General features: G+C 62.4%; 17 protein-coding genes and 1 pseudogene. 12 read left to right on the top strand and 6 right to left on the bottom strand.

Features of this window, described 5'->3' with window-relative positions; translation table 11 throughout:
* Positions 1–24 precede the first annotated feature (24 nt).
* The 4 genes from CRO48_RS20690 (at position 25) to CRO48_RS20705 (ending at position 3256) form a co-directional block, all read left to right on the top strand.
* Positions 25–1059 carry a FecCD family ABC transporter permease gene (locus CRO48_RS20690; RefSeq protein ID WP_245423605.1) on the top strand — a complete coding sequence of 345 codons (1035 nt, stop codon included), beginning with the start codon at positions 25–27 and terminating at the stop codon, positions 1057–1059.
* Positions 1056–1841 (top strand): ABC transporter ATP-binding protein, encoded by a 786-nt coding sequence (locus CRO48_RS20695; protein ID WP_097141764.1) that lies wholly within the window; start codon positions 1056–1058, stop codon positions 1839–1841. Before CRO48_RS20690 ends, CRO48_RS20695 begins: the two co-directional genes overlap by 4 nt.
* Positions 1838–2770, top strand: coding sequence for a copper uptake system-associated protein (locus CRO48_RS20700; RefSeq protein WP_097141765.1), 933 nt, complete (start codon positions 1838–1840; stop codon positions 2768–2770). The genes CRO48_RS20695 and CRO48_RS20700 overlap by 4 nt, the downstream gene beginning before the upstream one ends.
* Before the next feature lie 162 nt (positions 2771–2932).
* Positions 2933–3256: an SCO family protein gene (locus CRO48_RS20705; RefSeq protein ID WP_245423613.1), complete on the top strand. Its 324-nt coding sequence runs from the start codon at positions 2933–2935 to the stop codon at positions 3254–3256.
* Here CRO48_RS20705 and nikR read toward each other — a convergent pair.
* Positions 3253–3705, bottom strand: a complete 453-nt coding sequence (gene nikR, locus CRO48_RS20710) for a nickel-responsive transcriptional regulator NikR (RefSeq protein WP_097141881.1) — start codon at positions 3703–3705, stop codon at positions 3253–3255. The genes CRO48_RS20705 and nikR overlap by 4 nt on opposite strands.
* A gap of 318 nt (positions 3706–4023) precedes the next feature.
* On the opposite strand from nikR, the gene nikA reads away from it, so the two are divergent.
* The 6 genes and pseudogenes from nikA to CRO48_RS32315 all read left to right on the top strand — a co-directional run.
* Positions 4024–5586 carry a nickel ABC transporter substrate-binding protein gene (gene nikA / locus CRO48_RS20715; protein ID WP_097141767.1) on the top strand — a complete coding sequence of 521 codons (1563 nt, stop codon included), beginning with the start codon at positions 4024–4026 and terminating at the stop codon, positions 5584–5586.
* Positions 5587–5591: 5 nt separating this feature from the next.
* On the top strand, positions 5592–6536 hold the full coding sequence (gene nikB / locus CRO48_RS20720; protein WP_097141768.1) for a nickel ABC transporter permease subunit NikB: 945 nt from the start codon (positions 5592–5594) through the stop codon (positions 6534–6536).
* Positions 6533–7408 carry a nickel ABC transporter permease subunit NikC gene (gene nikC / locus CRO48_RS20725; protein WP_097141769.1) on the top strand — a complete coding sequence of 292 codons (876 nt, stop codon included), beginning with the start codon at positions 6533–6535 and terminating at the stop codon, positions 7406–7408. Before nikB ends, nikC begins: the two co-directional genes overlap by 4 nt.
* A complete protein-coding gene (locus CRO48_RS20730; RefSeq protein ID WP_097141770.1) occupies positions 7408–8211 on the top strand; it encodes an ATP-binding cassette domain-containing protein in 804 nt (267 codons plus the stop codon). The genes nikC and CRO48_RS20730 overlap by 1 nt, the downstream gene beginning before the upstream one ends.
* A complete protein-coding gene (nikE, locus tag CRO48_RS20735; RefSeq protein WP_097141771.1) occupies positions 8208–8993 on the top strand; it encodes a nickel import ATP-binding protein NikE in 786 nt (261 codons plus the stop codon). The genes CRO48_RS20730 and nikE overlap by 4 nt, the downstream gene beginning before the upstream one ends.
* A 225-nt stretch (positions 8994–9218) precedes the next feature.
* Positions 9219–9290 (top strand): annotated as a pseudogene (locus CRO48_RS32315) (helix-turn-helix domain-containing protein); the annotation flags it as partial.
* 52 nt (positions 9291–9342) lie between these two features.
* Here the strand turns inward: CRO48_RS32315 and CRO48_RS20740 are convergent.
* From CRO48_RS20740 to CRO48_RS20760, 5 genes are all read right to left on the bottom strand, one after another.
* On the bottom strand, positions 9343–10047 hold the full coding sequence (locus CRO48_RS20740) for an IS6 family transposase (protein WP_097141772.1): 705 nt from the start codon (positions 10045–10047) through the stop codon (positions 9343–9345).
* 292 nt (positions 10048–10339) lie between these two features.
* On the bottom strand, positions 10340–11842 hold the full coding sequence (locus CRO48_RS20745; protein WP_097141773.1) for a tripartite tricarboxylate transporter permease: 1503 nt from the start codon (positions 11840–11842) through the stop codon (positions 10340–10342).
* A 10-nt stretch (positions 11843–11852) separates the two neighbouring features.
* Complete coding sequence (locus CRO48_RS20750; protein WP_176526838.1) at positions 11853–12347, bottom strand: tripartite tricarboxylate transporter TctB family protein; 495 nt, start codon at positions 12345–12347, stop codon at positions 11853–11855.
* Between the two features lie 50 nt (positions 12348–12397).
* Positions 12398–13372 (bottom strand): Bug family tripartite tricarboxylate transporter substrate binding protein, encoded by a 975-nt coding sequence (locus CRO48_RS20755; protein WP_097141775.1) that lies wholly within the window; start codon positions 13370–13372, stop codon positions 12398–12400.
* A 19-nt stretch (positions 13373–13391) separates the two neighbouring features.
* Entirely contained in the window at positions 13392–14531 is a 1140-nt protein-coding gene (locus CRO48_RS20760; RefSeq protein ID WP_141402086.1) for a Bug family tripartite tricarboxylate transporter substrate binding protein, read from the bottom strand.
* A gap of 65 nt (positions 14532–14596) precedes the next feature.
* Between CRO48_RS20760 and CRO48_RS20765 the strand changes: the two genes are divergently transcribed.
* Complete coding sequence (locus CRO48_RS20765; protein WP_097141777.1) at positions 14597–15262, top strand: response regulator; 666 nt, start codon at positions 14597–14599, stop codon at positions 15260–15262.
* Positions 15259–16710, top strand: a complete 1452-nt coding sequence (locus CRO48_RS20770) for a sensor histidine kinase (RefSeq protein WP_097141778.1) — start codon at positions 15259–15261, stop codon at positions 16708–16710. Before CRO48_RS20765 ends, CRO48_RS20770 begins: the two co-directional genes overlap by 4 nt.
* Positions 16711–17078: the final 368 nt, after the last annotated feature.

Raw genomic sequence — 17078 nt, forward strand, 5'->3', positions numbered from 1 at the left:
CCATTCTCAGCAGAGATTGACAGGATGCGCGACGGCTATCGCCGCGCATCCGCTCGTCGGAATTTCGTGCTGATCGGTGCCCTCATTTGCCTCGCGTTGGTGATGGTGCTCGATCTCACCACGGGTCCGTCCGGCATGCCGCTTGTCGATGTGTGGCACGGGCTGCTCGCCGGGCCCGCCGGCGACGACCGCATGGTGGCAACGATCCTCTGGCAATTGCGCATGCCGCAGACCGTCATGGGCGTTCTGGTTGGCGCCTGCCTCGGTCTTGCAGGCCTGCAGATGCAGACGATCCTCGGCAATCCGCTCGCCAGCCCCTTTACGCTTGGCTTTTCGGCAGCAGCCGGCTTCGGGGCAGCATTGGCGATCATGTTCGGCTCGCTCATCCCCCTGCCCGGTTTCATCGTCATTCCGGCATGCGCCTTTGCCATGACGCTGGTCGCCTGCGCCCTGGTCTACCTGATCGCCCGTCTTCGTGGCGCCACGCCCGAGATCCTGATTCTCGGTGGCATTGCTGTTCTGTTTTTCTTTCAATCGTTGCAATCGCTGCTCCAATTCCTTGCATCGCCGGAAGTTCTGCAACAGATCATCTTCTGGCTATTCGGCAGCCTTCTAAAATCAAGCTGGACGAGCGTGACGGTGACTGCTGCCATCGCATGCGCCTGCCTTCCCTTTATTGCCGGCAGCACCTGGGCCCTGACCACGCTGCGACTCGGTGACGCCAATGCCCGCAGCCTCGGGCTTTCCGTCGAAAAAATCCGTCGGCATACCTTCCTGATCGTTGCGCTGTTGACCGCCGGGGCTGTCTCCTTCGTCGGGACCATCGGCTTCGTTGGGCTAATTGCCCCGCATGTCGCCCGAGCCATGGTCGGAGAAGACCACCGCTTCTCCCTGCCGCTGGCAGCAATGACGGGAGCCATCATCCTGATCGGCGCCTCCGTGTTCGGAAAATTCATCTCGCCGGCAGCCGTCATCCCAGTCGGCATTATCACGGCCGTCGCAGGCGTGCCGATGCTGTTTGCCGTCATCGCCAAACGCGGTCAGCGAGGCTTGGCATGACGGCGCGGCTAGTGTTGAGAGACGTAGACGTCCAGCATGGCCGAGCCAAGGTCCTTTCCGGCGTGTCTGCCTCTATCAAGGCCGGTCAGATCGTCGGGTTGATCGGTCCGAACGGCGCGGGCAAGTCCACGCTCCTGAACGCCATTGCCGGACAGCTCTCCACAAAAGGCAAGATCCTATGGAGCGGCAAGCCGGTGGACGCCCGTGATATCGGTTTCATGCCGCAGCAATGCCAGGTCAGGGCAGACCTGTCTGTTCTCGAAGTCATTCTGCTCGGCCGTCATGAACAGCTCGGCTGGCGCATTGCCGATGACATCATGAGCGCGGCCTCTCGGATATTGGCATTTTTCGCGATCGGTGATCTTGCAGCTCGCAGCATGCAGACCCTTTCTGGCGGTCAGCAACAGCTGGTGCTTCTGGCCCAGCGCCTCCTGCGCGAACCGCAGCTGCTTTTGCTCGACGAGGCGACCAGCGCTCTGGATGTCAGGCATCAGATGCATGTGCTCAGGCTTCTGAAGGATTACGTGGCCAGGACCGGCGCGCTCGTACTGATCGCCGTCCACGATCTGAACCTGGCAGCCCGCCATAGCGATACGGTCATGCTTCTGAACGGCGGCAGGCTTGTGGGACACGGGGCGTTCGACACAGTAATTACGCCAGACGTCTTGCGATCCGTCTATGGGATCGATGCCGAGTTTATTCCGAGCCAGTCGGGGATATCGGTGATCCTGCCGCTATCGCCCACTTCAATTGAAGCAAATCCTATGGAGGAAACACCATGAAATCCCTCACCACCAGACTTGCGGCTATCGCAATCGCTACCCTCGCTTTCGTCTCACCAGCCCTCGCACACGAGTTCAAGGTCGGCGACATCGAAATCGGCCATCCCTACGCCCGCGCCATGCTGCCGGGTGCCAAAGTCGGCGGCGGATACCTGAAGCTGACCAATGAAGGCAGCGCCGACGACAGGCTGGTCAGCGCAACATCAGACAGGGCAGGGTCGATCCAGCTCCACGAGATGAAGATCGACAACGGCGTCATGATCATGCGCGAACTGCAGGGCGGGATCGCGGTTCCCAAAGGCGAAACCGTCGAGCTGAAACCCGGCGGCTATCACGTAATGTTCATGAACGTGAAGCAGCCGTTCAAGGAGGGCGAAACCGTCAAGGCGACCCTGACCTTCGAAAAGGCGGGATCTGTCGAAGTCGAGTTCTCGGTTGGCTCGCCGGCTGGCGGCGAGCCCGAGATGAAGCACGACGACCATGCAAAGCATGGCGACCACGCCGCCATGCAGATGGAGCCGCAGTCCGCCGATCCCCAAGAAGCAATCCCTGCAAAAATGAAGGCAATCTTCGAGACAGCCGACAAGCCTCTGACGGTCGGCCCGGTCGTCGTCGAAGGTGAGTGGGCCATTGCTGGCTGGACGCAGGAGGGCCGCGGTGGCCGCGCGCTCCTGAAAAAGAAAGGCGACGGCTGGACCATTTATCTGTGCAGCGGCGATGGGTTGAAACAGGCCAGCGCCCTGAAATCGATGGGCCTGTCAGAAGACGAAGCGGGCACCCTGTCGACTAAGCTCGCCGACGCAGAGACGCATGTCGATCCGGAAACGCTCGCACTCTTCGCAAGCTTTGAAGGCACGGTCATGGTCGAGGGCGCGGAAGATCACAGTGACCACAACGCCCATGACGCTCACAAGGATCACGGAAAATGACAGGCAATCCGGTTATTTTTGCAGGTGCGCTGGTAGGCGGGATCTTTTTTGACCTGCTTGATCAGCGTCATGTTTTAGGTAGCTGCCGATACGCACCGGCCGGGGCCATTCCGCACCCCGGTTTCGCTAATTGATGACCGAGGAAAACCTGTCGATCATTCAATCTTCAAAGGAAACCCAGCCCTCGTCTATTTTGGCTATACGCATTGCCCGGAGGTGTGCCCGACAACCTTGTATGAAGTGGCTGGTTATCTGAAGGAGCTTGGCCCAGAAGGCGCATCACTGAAAAGCTACTTCTTCTCAGTGGATCGAAGCCGCCAAAACCACGTGCCTCTAGAATTCGCGTACAAACTGTCGGTCATTGTGGATAGCGGCGGGCCGTGCAGCCTTCCGAAATCGCTGCGGACAGGCACCTTGCTGCCCTCAGCCAGCCCCAAGCACGAGCGGCGGGCGCAGGACTCTCGCCAGACACGCTTTTTCGGTTAATGGTCGTGGCTCTCCCCCTGACCATGACGATGGCCCGGCTCACCATCGGCAGGCGAAGGAATGATGGCAAGCTCGCCATAGGTCACGGATCGTTCGGAGGTCACGTGATCCGCGAAGTGGCGAACCGCCGCCGTCTTGCCCCGCAAGACGCTCACTTCGAGACAGCGCTCCTGATCAAGATGGATATGCATGCTGGCGATCGAGAGATCGTGATGATCGTGGAACGTCGTCGTCAGCCGTTTGGCGAGATCGCGTGCCTTATGATCGTAGGTGTAACTCAAAATGCCGACGCAATTTTCGATCTTGCCTGTTTCGATCATGCTTTCCTTCAGTCCAAGCCGGGCCAGGTCACGAATGGCCTCGGAGCGGTTCTGATACCCACGTTCGGCGATCACGCGGTCCAGTTCGGCCATAAGCTCGTCGTCCAGGGTGACGGTGACTCGTTGCATGATGTCCTCTTCATCGTCGTATTGCTCAAACGCAGTGCTTAGCACGGCAAAGTAGCGCATTCGACGAGAATCCCTCGTCGATGTCGTATGATATTTTCCTATAGACGTCATACTATTCCACCGCCTATCTTGGCGGCGTTACGGATGAATTGTCGGCGCAGAATAGGCGTTGCCTCGGTGGCGGTGGATGCGGTGGGCAATTCTCCGGTGTGGTGAAGGGTATGACTTGAGGCCGAGATGAGTGGTTTGATCTTCACCCTTGATCGTCGTCGGACACTTGAATATTAATGTTATAACATTTCAATTTAAGGGGAATCCATGTTTCGTCTGCTTTCAAGTGCCGCCCTGGCGCTCAGTCTCCTTCTGCCGGTCGGCGCCTCCGCCCAGACCCTCGATTTTTCCTGGTCGCAGAATGTCGGACCGCTGAACCCGCACGCCTATTCCCCCAATCAGATGTTCGCCCAGGCGATGGTTTATGAATCATTGGTCAAGTATCAGGCGGATGGCACGGTCGCCCCCTGGCTGGCCGAAAGCTGGACCGTGTCAGCCGATGGCAAGACCTTCACCTTCAAGCTGCGTCCCGGCGTGAAATTTTCAGATGGCGAAGCGTTCAACGCCAAGGCCGTCGAGAAAAATTTCCAGACTGTTTTGTCCAATGCATCGAACCATGATTGGCTGGGCTTGGTGGAAGCCTTGGCTTCGGTCAAGGCCATCGATGACCTGACAGTCGAGATGGTCGTCAAACATGCCTACTACCCGCTCCTGCAGGAACTGTCGCTCGTCCGTCCGGTTCGATTCCTCGCACCGCAAGCCTTCCCGGACTCAGGCAATACCGCCGATGGCATCAAGGCGCCGATCGGGACCGGTCCTTGGGTCCTGACCGAAAGCGTTCTGGGTCAGTATGATGTCTTCACCCGCAACGAGACCTATTGGGGCACCAAGCCGACCTTCGAAAAGGTCGTTGTCAAGGTCATTGCCGATCCGAACACTCGTGCGATCGCATTGGAAACCGGCGAGATCGACCTGATCTATGGCACCGACGGCCAGATTACGCCGGATACCTTCAAGCGCCTTTCGGAAGAAGGTTATCAGACGGGCATATCCGCTCCGTTTGAAACCCTGGCGCTGGCGCTCCACACAGGAAAGGCGCCGACAAACGATCTGGCGGTCCGCAAGGCGATCAATCATGCCGTCAACAAGGACGCGATCATCGACGGCATCTTCTATGGCACCCAGCGTCGCGCTGACACCCTATTCTCGACCGCCGTCCCCTATGCCGATATCGGCCTGAAGCCCTATGACTTCAATCAGGAAAAGGCAAAGGCGGAACTCGACGCTGCCGGTTGGACCCTGCCTGCGGGACAGACCGTGCGGTCCAAGGACGGACAGCCGCTCGCCATGGATCTCGTCTACCGTGCCGCCGATGCGGTGATGAAATCCATCTCCGAAGTGGTCCAGGCCGATCTTGCCGCCATTGGCATAGAGGTCCGCCTGGTCGGCGCCGAAGATACAGAGTTCTATGGCCGCCAGAATGATGGGAACTTCCAGCTGATCTTCAACAGCACCTGGGGCGCGCCCTATGATCCCCACGCCTTTGCAAGCTCCATGCGCGTTCCCTCCCATGCCGATTTCCAGGCGCAGTCCGGCCTCAAAGAAAAGCACGCCATCGACGCGGCGATCGGCGCGGCACTCGCGTCGACGGATGAGGCTGAACGGCAGGCAAAGTATGATTTTATCATGCGGACCCTGCACGACGAGGCGGTCTACCTCCCAATCAGCTACGCCACGGCGATCAGCGTGCTGGGCAAGGATGTGACGGGACTGAGCTTCGGTGTGACATCCTATGAGTTCCCCTTCGACACCATCAAGCCGGTCGAGTAATCGCCTTGCTGCACTATAGCCTGCGCCGCCTGGCGCTCCTGCTACCATTGCTTCTGGTGGTTTCCTTTGCAATTTTCACCGTCATCCGGCTAGCGCCGGGTGACGCTGCCTTTGCCTATCTCAGGCTGTCGAACATTCCGCCGACGCCAGAGGCGCTGACCGAGGCGCGTCGCGTCCTCGGGCTTGATCAACCCTTGCTGGTCCAGTACTGGTCCTGGCTGTCTCAAGCCATACAGGGAGATTTCGGTACTTCCTTCGCCACGAGACGACCCGTCCTGCAGGACATCCTGCACTTCATGCCTGCCACGCTGCAGCTTGCGGGCGTTGCGCTGATCTTCACGCTGGTCGTGTCGGTACCGCTCGGCATCTGGTCGGCCCGATACAAGGACCGCTGGCCCGATCAGGCCGTCCGCGGTCTTGCATTTCTCGGCGTCTCGACGCCCAACTTCTGGCTCGGCTTCCTGCTGATCCTGACGTTCGGCGTCTGGCTCAAATGGTTGCCGCCATTCGGCACAGGCACGTTTGCCCATATGATCATGCCGGTTGCGGCCATTTCCTTCATGTCGCTGTCGATCAACGCCCGGCTGCTTCGCTCGAGCCTTCTGGAGAACACCCATGCGCGCCACGTCGCCTGGGCCAGAATGCGCGGCCTCAGCGACAGGCAGGTGGAGCGTCGTCACATCCTGCGCAACGCCATCATGCCGATCGTCACCGCCACCGGCATGCATCTCGGAGAGCTGATCGGCGGGACGCTCGTGGTTGAATCGATCTTCGCCTGGCCCGGCGTCGGCCGCTATGCCGTCAGCGCCATCGGCAACAAGGATTTTCCGGTCATACAGTGCTTCACGCTGATGATGGTCGTCGTGTTCGTCCTCTGCAATCTCATCGTCGACATCCTCTCGGCCGCCCTCAATCCACAGCTGCGGCTGGGCGAAGGAGGAGAGGCATGACCGACAAAACCCTGTCTTCCCCGATCCGAGACCATGGCCACCATGGCAGCACATGGCGCCGCCTCCCGCTTGTTCTGGCGCTGACGGTCGTCGTCGTGCTGCTGTCTGCGGCTCTGTTTGCGCCCTGGATTGCCCCGCAGGACCCCAATCTGGTCAGCCTTGCCGACCGCCTGAAAGGTCCGAGTGCGGCGCACTGGCTGGGCACCGACCATCTGGGGCGGGACATTCTCTCCCGTCTTATTTACGGAACGCGCATGTCGCTCGGCTCCGTGATCCTCTGCATCGCTCTCATCCTGGCGATTGCAATTCCCCTCGGCGGCGCCGCCGGCTTCATCGGGGGGCGCCTGGACCAGGGATTGATGCGTCTCTGCGATGGCATGATGACGTTTCCGACCGTCGTTCTGGCCCTCTTTCTGATCGGCGCACTGGGGACCGGCCTCGTTAATGTCATCATCGCCATCGCCATCTCGCACTTTCCCTTTTACGCCCGCATGGTCCGAAGCGTCGTCATGAACCTCAGGTCGAAGGATTATGTGCTCGCCGCCCGCGTCTGCGGAGCCGGACGCACGCGCCTGTTCATCGATCACTTCCTGCCCTCGATTGCAGCCCAGATGGTCGTGCTGGCCAGTCTCGATGTCGGCCACATGATGCTGCATGTATCGGGCCTGTCCTTCCTGGGATTGGGCGTGGAAACGCCCACGGCGGAATGGGGCGTTATGATCTCCGATGCCCGGCAATTCGTCTTCAGTCAGCCCATGCTGATCGTCCTGCCCGGACTGTGCCTGCTCTTCAGCGTCATGGCCGCCAATATCCTCGGCGATGCCCTGCGCGACCGGCTCGACCCCAACAACCAGACCGGACATCACCATTGATGCTGACATCCGACATCTCGACACCGCGCACCCTTGAAATACGGGGGCTCTCCGTCTGCGCGACCCGCCGGGGCCATCACATCGATCTCGTCCGCAATCTGTCCTTGACGCTGAACACCGGGGAGATCCTCGCCCTTGTCGGAGCGTCCGGCTCGGGAAAATCGATGACCTGCGCCGGCGCGCAGGGCGTCCTGCCGCCCGGCGTGATCTCACCTCACGGCCACGTGCTGGTGGACGGCGTGCACCTCGCCCCCCGCGCGCTGCGAGGGCGGCTGGTCTCGACCGTGCTGCAGAACCCGCGCTCAGCCTTCAATCCGGTCCGCACCATGTTCGATCACGCATGCGAGGTCCGCCGCGTCGCTGCCGCCAGCCCGGCCGGCGACAAAACGGCCGTGCGAGAGGCATTCCTCGAGGTCGGCCTCGAGGACGCTGATACCGTGATGGACCTCTACCCGTTCGAAATGAGCGGCGGGATGTTGCAGCGGGTGATGATCGCTCTCGCAATTCTGTCAGGGGCGCCCTTCATCTTCGCCGACGAGCCGACGACCGATCTCGACCTGATCGTCCAGGCACGGATCCTCGACCTCCTCTCAGGGCTGGTCGCGCGCCGGGGGCTCGGCATGTTGCTGGTCACCCATGACATGGGCGTCGTGGCCCGCCTGGCGACGCGCGTCGCGGTGATGGAGGCCGGCCAGATCGTCGAGGAAGCGCCGGTGGCGGATATTTTCCACGCGCCCCGGCATCCCGCCACCCGTGCCCTGGTCGCGGCCCATCTGAAACTTTACGAGGGCGCCATCGCATGACACCGCTTCTCTCCGCCCGCGGGCTTACAAAAAGCTACCGTCGCCAGTCGCTGCTGCGTTCCCATCCGCCGCGCCAGGTGCTATCCGAGATCAACCTGGACATCGAGCCCGGTGAAAGCCTGGCGATCCTGGGCCGCAGCGGCTCGGGCAAAAGCACCCTGATCCGCCAGCTGCTGGGACTGGAAAAGCCGAGCGCCGGCTCTGTCCACTTCGAGGGGCGTGATCTCCGACAATTGTCGCAAGCCGAGAGGAAGGAGTTCCGGCGTGCCGTTCAGATGGTGTTTCAGGATTCCATCGGCGCCGTCAATCCGCGCCACAAAGTCGGCCGCATTATTGCCGAGCCGCTGCGACACCTGACATCGCTGACGTCAGAGCAACAGAAGGCCCGCGTCGCCGAATTGCTCTCCTCTGTCGGCATCGACCCGGCGGACGCCTCCAAGTTCCCCGGCCAGATGTCCGGCGGCCAGTTGCAGCGGGTATGTATCGCCCGCGCGCTTGCCACCGATCCCCGGCTTCTGGTGCTGGACGAGGCGGTCTCAAACCTCGACATCCTGCTGCAAGGCGAGATCATCGACCTTATTCACACACTGCGGCAGAAGACCGGCATGGCCGTCATCTTCATCACCCACGACTTGCGGCTGGTCCGTCTGCTCTGCGAACGCGTGGTGGTCCTGAAGGCCGGGCAGATGGTCGAGATGTCTCCGGTGGATGACCGATTGGACCTGACCAGCCAGGAAGGCAGGGCACTTCAGGACGCTGTCCTTCCGGCTACGCCGAGATAAGCAATCCAGCAGCCGTTAAAGGGAGCCAAGGGAACGGCCAGTAAATTTGTGTCAGGATGGCTCGCCTTGAAGGGGTTCGAGCCGACGATCAGGCAGTTCGGGCATCATAATGCGGTTGCCGGGAATGGGAGTCGCAATCCTGATGGCAAACGTAGACTACTGGCCCTCACGCAATGCGAACCGTGCTCACGGATCAGTTCTATTGGTGCCCGAAGGTTGGACGGAACATGCCAACAGGTAGCTGATCGGCTGGGCGTCTCAAGGCCGACATTGTATAGCTGGAGAGATCAGCTACTGGAGTTGTCACGTTATAGAGCGGTGATCGGACTGCGCCCACGGCTCTCTGAGATCAGGCAACCGCGCCCGTCACGGCCTTCCAATGCGCTATTGCGCGGATGCGGTGAATGTGAGTGGCCAGAGCGGATCGTTTGTGATGCGGGGTGACGAAGAGATTTCGGAGCGCCGAGAAGATCGAGATGAACCGCTGCAAGCTGCCGGCTGAGCGGAAACCCTGCATCGGGCGTTCTCGTTTTCGGAGCGGCAGATGAGAATTTTCCGCTCGATTGTTTAGACCCTTGTGGGACCGGTGCTCGACAGCCGGCACAACGTCACGCTTGGCCGCGCCATACGAACGGAGTTTGTCGGTGACGATCCGCTTGGGCGGCATGCCTGCTTTCTTTGGTAGCCTGATCAGCAGTCGCTTCGCGGCTTTCGTATCGCGCCGGCTTTGAATGATCTCGTCGAGAACATAACCGTCCTGGTCAACGGCACGCCAAAGCCAGTGTTTGCGGCCGGCGATGGAAACCACCACCTCGTCCAGATGCCAGACGCCCCGCTGCGACGGCCGCCGGCGACGGATTTGCTTCGCGTAAGCCGGTCCGAATTTCCGACCCCATCGGCGGATCGTTTCATACGAAACGACTATGCCGCGCTCCACCAGCAATTCCTGGCCCAGGCGCAGGCTCAGCGGGAACCGAAAGTACAACCAGACCGAATGGCGATGATATGTTGCGGGAAAACGGTGGCGCTTGTAGCTGATAGCTGAATTCTTCATCCCGCTATCTCTACACCCCACTTACTGGCAGCAGGTGTATGTGACAACATCCGCCTGCTCTATGGCGGCGTAGAGCCGATCGTCGCTTGATGCCGAGATACCCATCCCCCAGAACTTAGCGATGGGTAACCCGTCTGTACCTCGACCACGATGGCAAGCGGCCGACTGTAGGCTTTACCCTCGACATGTCGGCGCGCAATGCAGATCTGCTACCAGAAGTATGGGTATTGGTCGCATCCGCCATCTTGCTCAGGCAGAGGTTAATCCCCCTCCGTAATGTTCCAGGCACGCGTCAATCCTCGACGAACACCTCTTCGCGCTTTGCGCGCAGTGTGGGCAACGCCGACAGAAGCAGCAGCCCGACCGAGATCATCAGCAGGATCAGGCTCAGCGGGTTCTCGGCAAAGGTCGAGAGCTCGCCCCGCGAAAGAAGCATGGCGCGGCGCAGGTTCTCCTCGATTAGGTGGCCCAGCACGAAGCCCAGCAGCAGCGGTGCGGGTTCGAAGCCCATCTTGATCAGCAGATAGCCCGCTATAGCAAAGCCGCCCGTGAAAACCACGTCCATCGGATTGTTGTCGATGGAATAGATGCCGATGCAGGAAAATATCAGAATGGCCGGGAAAAGCAGCCGGTAAGGCACCTTCAGCAATCGCACCCACATGCCGACCAGCGGTAGGTTAATGACCAGAAGCATAAGGTTGCCGATCCACATGCTGGCGATCATGCCCCAGAACAGGGCCGGGCTTTCGGTCATCACCTGTGGACCGGGCACGATGCCCTGGATCATCATGGCGCCGACCATGATCGCCATGACCGCGTTCGGCGGGATGCCCAGCGTCAACAGCGGGATGAAGCTGGTCTGCGCCCCGGCATTGTTGGCCGATTCCGGGCCGGCGACGGCCTCGATGGCGCCCTTGCCGAAATCCTGCGGGCGCTTGGCGAGTTTCTTTTCCAGCGTATACGAGGCAAAGGGCGCCAGCACCGCGCCATTGCCCGGCAACATCCCTAGGACCGAGCCCAGCCCGGTGCCGCGCAGGATTGGCGCGATGGACCGCCGCATCTCTTCACGCGTAGGCAGCAGTGGGCCCATGGTGCCCCTGATCACATCGCGCTGCTCGCCGCCCTCCAGGTTGCGCAGCACCTCGGCGAAGCCGAAGATCCCCATCGCCAGCACGGCAAAGTCGATCCCGTCCGCCAGGTGCAGCGAGCCGAAAGTCATCCGCGCCTGCCCGGTCTCAAGGTCTGAGCCGATGGTCGATAGAAGGATGCCCAGCAGGATCATGGCAACGGCCTTCAGCACCGAGCCATGTGCCAGCACCACGGCAAAGACTAGGCCCATCACCATCAGCGCGAAATAGTCGGTCGGGCCAAAGCGCAGCGCCAGGTCCGTCAGCGGCACCGCCAGCGCCGCGATCACCACGGTGGCGATGCAGCCTGCGATGAACGAGCCGATGGCCGAGATTCCCAGCGCCGCCCCGGCGCGGCCCTTCTTCGCCATGGCGTGGCCGTCAAGGGCGGTCACAACCGAGCCGGCTTCGCCCGGGATGTTGACCAGGATGGCCGAGGTCGAACCGCCGTATTGCGCGCCGTAATAGATGCCGGCGAGCATGATCAACGCGCCCACCGGGTCGATGCCGAAGGTAATCGGCAAGAGCATGGTGATGGTGGCGATGGGACCGACACCCGGCAGGATGCCGATCAGAGTGCCGACGAGACAGCCGATGAAAGCCAGCCCAAGGTTCTGCAAAGACATCGCCGTTGAGAAGCCCAACGCGAGATTGCTCATGAGATCCATGCGTGCCTCCTCAATACTGGATGATGCCGGGGATGGTCAGGATCGGGATCGGCAGGTTCAGCCCGACCTTGAAGACCAGGATGCAGCCTACGGTCATGAAGGCTGCAAAGCCCAGGAGCTCAATCCAGCGCATGTCGCGGTCGGCGAGACCCGCCAGCATCGCCAGCAGGGGCGCGGCAATCGCAAAGCCAACCGTCTGCACCGTCAATGCGAAGGCGAGGATACCGGCCAGCACGCAGACCGGGCCGCGCAGCGCGATGCGGGGCATGGCCTCGCCCAGGCGCAGGAAGGACAGGACCAGCAGGATCAGGCCGGTGACGCCGACCAAGGAGGCCAGCAACCTGGGCATGAGCCCCGGCCCGATGAAGCGCAGCGTGCCGGTCTCCAGATCGGACGAGGCCCAGAGCGCGAAGGCAGAGACCGCGATGAGCGTCAGCCCGGCCACGCGGTCCTGGGACAGTCGCGGCCGGCCCAGTCCCTCGATGGGTTGGGATTGGTCAGTCATGGTGATGTTTCCCTGAGGTGGGCCCCGCCGGTCTGGCGGAGCGGGTGGTGTCAGTGGATCTCGATCTTGGCGTCGCGGATCAGCGCACCCCATTTCTCGAGGTCGGCGTCCAGTGCCTTGCCGTGATACTCGGGTGTACCGGGACGGGGAACAGAGCCGTCCACAGCCAGCTTTTCCTGAACCGCCGGGTCGGCCAGCACCGTGTTCAGCGCGCCATTGACCTTGGCCACCACGTCCTCCGGCGTGCCGGCCGGAGCCAGCAGGCCATAGATCAGTGCGGCCTCGTAGCCCTCGACGCCCGCCTCCTGCATGGTCGGCACCTCGGACATGGTGGCCGAGCGTTCCGCGCCGGTCACGGCCAGTGCCCGCGCCTTGCCCGCCGCGATTTGCGCATGCGAAGATGGAATAACACCGAACAACAAGTCGATGCGCCCGCCCAGCAGGTCGGTCATTGCCGGTCCCGAGCCGCGATAAGGAATATGCGCGATCTCGATGCCGGCGTTGTGGGCGAAAAGCTCGGCCGCCATATGCGAGCCGGTGCCGACGCCCGAGGAGGCATAGCTGAGCGCGCCGGGCTTTTCCTTGGCCAGCGCAATCAGCCCCGCCACGTCCTGCACCGGCAGGTCCTTGTTGACCACCAGCGCCAGCGGGATTTCCGAGATGAGCCCGACCGGAGTGAAATCCTTGGTCGGGTGATAGGCTGCCGCCGGATAGACATGCGGGTTGATGCCCATGGTGCCGGAATGGCCCAAGAGCAGGGTATAGCCGTCGGGCTTGGCGTGCTGCACGGACTGGGTGCCCACGACGCCGCCGGCGCCGGCCTTGTTCTCCACCACGACCGTGGCGCCGATCACGCGCGTCATCGCGTCGCCGATGATGCGCGCCATGGCGTCATTGCCGCCGCCCGGCGGGAAGGGCACGACCAGGGTGATGTTGCGCTCGGGGTATTCGGCGGCGGCAATGGCGGGCAAGGCCGTCATCATGGCGGCGGCCATCAGGCCGAATATGCGTCGGTTGATCTTCATGCTGTCCTCCTCGACAGGTTCAGGGGGTGACGCGGAACCGGCGTTCCAGCCAGTCGCGGGTCCAGTTGCGGATTTCGGGCACCATGGTCATGGCCGAGGCCAGCGCGGCATCGGCCTGTGGGCCGGCCAGCAGCGGATAGGGACCGAGCACTGCCGAGGCCTCGGCGCGAAAGCGCCGATCGGCAGCTATGCGAGCAAAGGCGCGGCGAAAGACATCGGTACGCGCCTCGGGCACGCTGCGCGGCAGGAACACCATCTTCTGCGCCGCGAATCCGGCGCGGAACAACGCCTGCCAGGCCTGCCATGCGGCGCCTTCCGGATCGCGGCCATGGATCTGACGATAGACCTCGAGGAAGCTTGGCAACGCCGGAAAGGCAGGATCGCGGTCCAGCCTCCCGTTGCGGTCCAGAGCACCGAGGCTCATCAGCGGCACCACCTGGCCCGCCTCGACCAGCGGTCGGACCTGGGCCAGATAACCGGGCGAGGTCTGGTAATCGACGTCGAACTCGCCGGCGATCAGCCCGGCGCGGGCGGCATTGCGGCTGTTGAGACCCAGCAGCACCGCCACTTCCAGCCCTAGTATTTCCAGTGCCAGCAGCGGCACGATGTCGAGCGACGCCGCCCCGATCGAGCCGAAATGCACCTTTTGCCCGCGCGCGATCAGCTCGGCCATGCTGCCGATGCCTAGCGAGGCAGGCACATAGATCACCCCGCCCGAGGGCGAGGCTGCAACGATCCGCCAGTCGGCATAGTCGTATTGTACCCGCCGGTCGCCCAGAAGGGCGGCGAATTGCGTCGATCCGGTGGTGCCCAGCAGCATTCGCCCGTCGGCCCGCGCCTCGGCTGCAAAAAAATTCGCGGCCCGGGTCGAGTTCCCGCCCGAGATGTTCAGCCGCCGCACCTCGGGCCGCCCGGGCAGCGTTGCCGATAGCCAGCCGGCCATAAACCGCGCCCATACATCGGTGCCGCCGCCCTGCTCAAAGGGCACGACCCATTGGATGGGGGCGGCCGCATGGGCGCCGGCGGGGACCATGATCCCGGCAGCGATGGCGGCGATAAATAATCTGCGATCCACGGTCGTCCTCCATGGCCGGCGCGCGCGGTCGTAGCCGCGATGCCGTCCTCCTCCGAATTCCCGATAGCACGGGGTTTCTTTCATCGAGCTTTCATGGTTGATAAAGAAGTGGCCGCCGCAAGGCAGCCTGCGCGGAGAAAGGGAGAGCGTTGCGCAGCTTGATCGTCGAGGACAATCCCGGCATCGCCGCGGGCATCCAGCGTTCGCTGGAGGGCCTTGGCCATGCCGTAGACCGGGCGGCCTCCCTGCCCGAGGCCCTCGACCTGGCGGCCGTTGCGGATTACGAGCTCGTGGTGTTGGACCTGAACCTCAGGAATGATGACGGGCTTGATTTCCTGCGGCATCTGCGGCGCTCGGGCAAGGCGGTGGCGGTGTTGATCCTGACCGCGCGCAGCGGTCTGCAGGACCGTGTGCGGGGGCTCGACCTCGGCGCCGACGACTATCTGGTCAAGCCCTTCGAACTGGCCGAGTTCGAAGCCCGCATTCGCGCCCTCGCCCGCCGCCTAGGCGGGGTCGAGGCGCCGCTGATCCGCCTCGGTCTGCTCAGCTTCGACATCGTCAGCCGCGAGGCGCGGGTGGACGGTGTGGCGCTCGACATGCCTGCGCGCGAGCGTGCGCTGCTGCAACTACTGGCAGAGAACGCAGGTAGCGTGGTGCCCAAAGAACGCATCACCGCTCGGCTTTCCGGCTTTGACGATGAGCTGACGCCCAATGCCATCGAGATCTATGTCCACCGCCTCCGCAAGCGGCTGGATGGTAGCGGCTGCCAGCTCCGCACCGCGCGAGGCCTCGGCTACATGCTGGACGCGGGATGAGGGCCGACCGGCGGCCCTCGGTCACATGGTCAGTGCTGCTGTGGCTGCTGGTGCCGCTGAGCCTGGTGGTGCTCGCCTTCCTCGGCGAGGCCTGGGTCAGCGCCCGCCGTGCCACCGACCGGCTTTACGACCAGATGCTGGTGGCATCGGCGATCAGCATCTCGGAGGCGGTCGATCGAACCTATGGCGATCTGGTTGAAGACGAGATCATAGCGCTGTTGCGCAACACGACGCAGGAGCGGATCTTTTACCGCATTATCGGGCCCAGCCGCTCGTACCTGACCGGATATGAGGATTTGCGCCCGCCGGGCGACGAGACGGCGCTGGAACCGGGCGTACCACGGATCAGCGACATGACCTATCGGGGCCAGCGGCTGCGCGCGGTATCGCTGCGGTTTTTCGGCTCGGACGCGCTGATGCCGGACTGGATCACCGTTCATGTCGGCATGACCCGGAACGAGCGCGACGCGGCGACGCTAGCTTCGGTCACCTCATCGGCGCTGCGGCTGGGGGTGCTGCTGGCCGGGGCGGGCGTGCTGGCGTTCTTCGCGGTGCGGCGCGGCTTGCGCTCGCTCTTGCAGTTCCGCGACCAGCTCGACGTGCGCTCTGCGACCGACCTGTCGCCCATCCAGGCCGCGCTGCCCAGTGACCTGCGCTCGATCGGCGAGGCCCTGAACACGCTCGTCGCCCGCCTGCGGCAGGCCATGGAGCACGAACGCGAGTTCATCGACAACGCCAGCCATCAGCTGCGCTCGCCGCTGACCTCGCTGCAGCTGCGCGCACAGCTGTTGCAGCGCGAGCTGCCGGATGGCCCCTTGCGCGACAGGATCTCCGCCCTCGTCGACGATACCCGCGCCTCGGCCCGGCTGGCCGACCAGTTGTTGGTCTACAGTCGAAACGAAGCCGGCTTGCGCGGTGCCGAGACCACCCGGTTCGATCTCGCCGCGTTGGTCCGGCAGATGGTGCCCGAGCTTTTGCTGATGAGCGAGCGTCAGGGCTGCGACATTGGCTTTTCGCTGCAACCGGAGCCGACGTTCATTCAGGGTGTCGAGCTCCTATGCCGCGAGATCGTAATGAACCTCGTGGACAATGCCATGCGGCACGGGGGGGACGGCACCGTCGTGGACGTGGCCGTCGCGCAGACTGGCAGTCAGGTCATCCTCACCGTGACGGATGACGGACCGGGCGTCCCGCCGGACGAGCGAGAGAAGATATTCGGCCGCTTCCAGCGCGGCGCATCCGCGGGCGCCGGTGGTTCCGGCCTGGGGCTCGCCATCGTTCGGCAGATCGTGGATCGACTTGGGGCGATGGTCGATCTCGAATCGCGCCCCGAAGCCGAAACAACCCGATTCCGCGTCATTTTCAAGGCGGATTTACGCGACGCCAAGAAAGATCACAACGACGGTGGAGGAAATGAAGTCAGTGATTTCTCTGACGGTTCGGCTTAGTTCTTCGCCACTCAATCCACGCTTGTCGAGGAGCTGGTTCACCTTGCTGGCGAATACCGTCATGACACGCACAAATAGGTTAAAACCACACCACCCCGCGCAGATAAGCCGGACCTATACTGCAGCGTCCGACGGAAGCTCAGCAGGCGAACATCTTGCTAGCCGGGTCGGTCCACATAGGCATCAGGGTCTCTTCTGGGGGAGTATCACGATGCGTTGGCCCGGACAGATCCCTGTGGCTCGAGCGTCGAACTACCGCACTATGCGTAAATCTCATTTTGCTACAAAGCGCTAGCCGCGGTGGGTACAAGTTTGAACTGCGACTTGCGAATGATGCCAATGGGTTATTAATCGCAAGGAAACTTCAA

The organism is Rhizobium subbaraonis (genome assembly GCF_900220975.1).
GTDB lineage: Bacteria > Pseudomonadota > Alphaproteobacteria > Rhizobiales > Rhizobiaceae > Mycoplana > Mycoplana subbaraonis.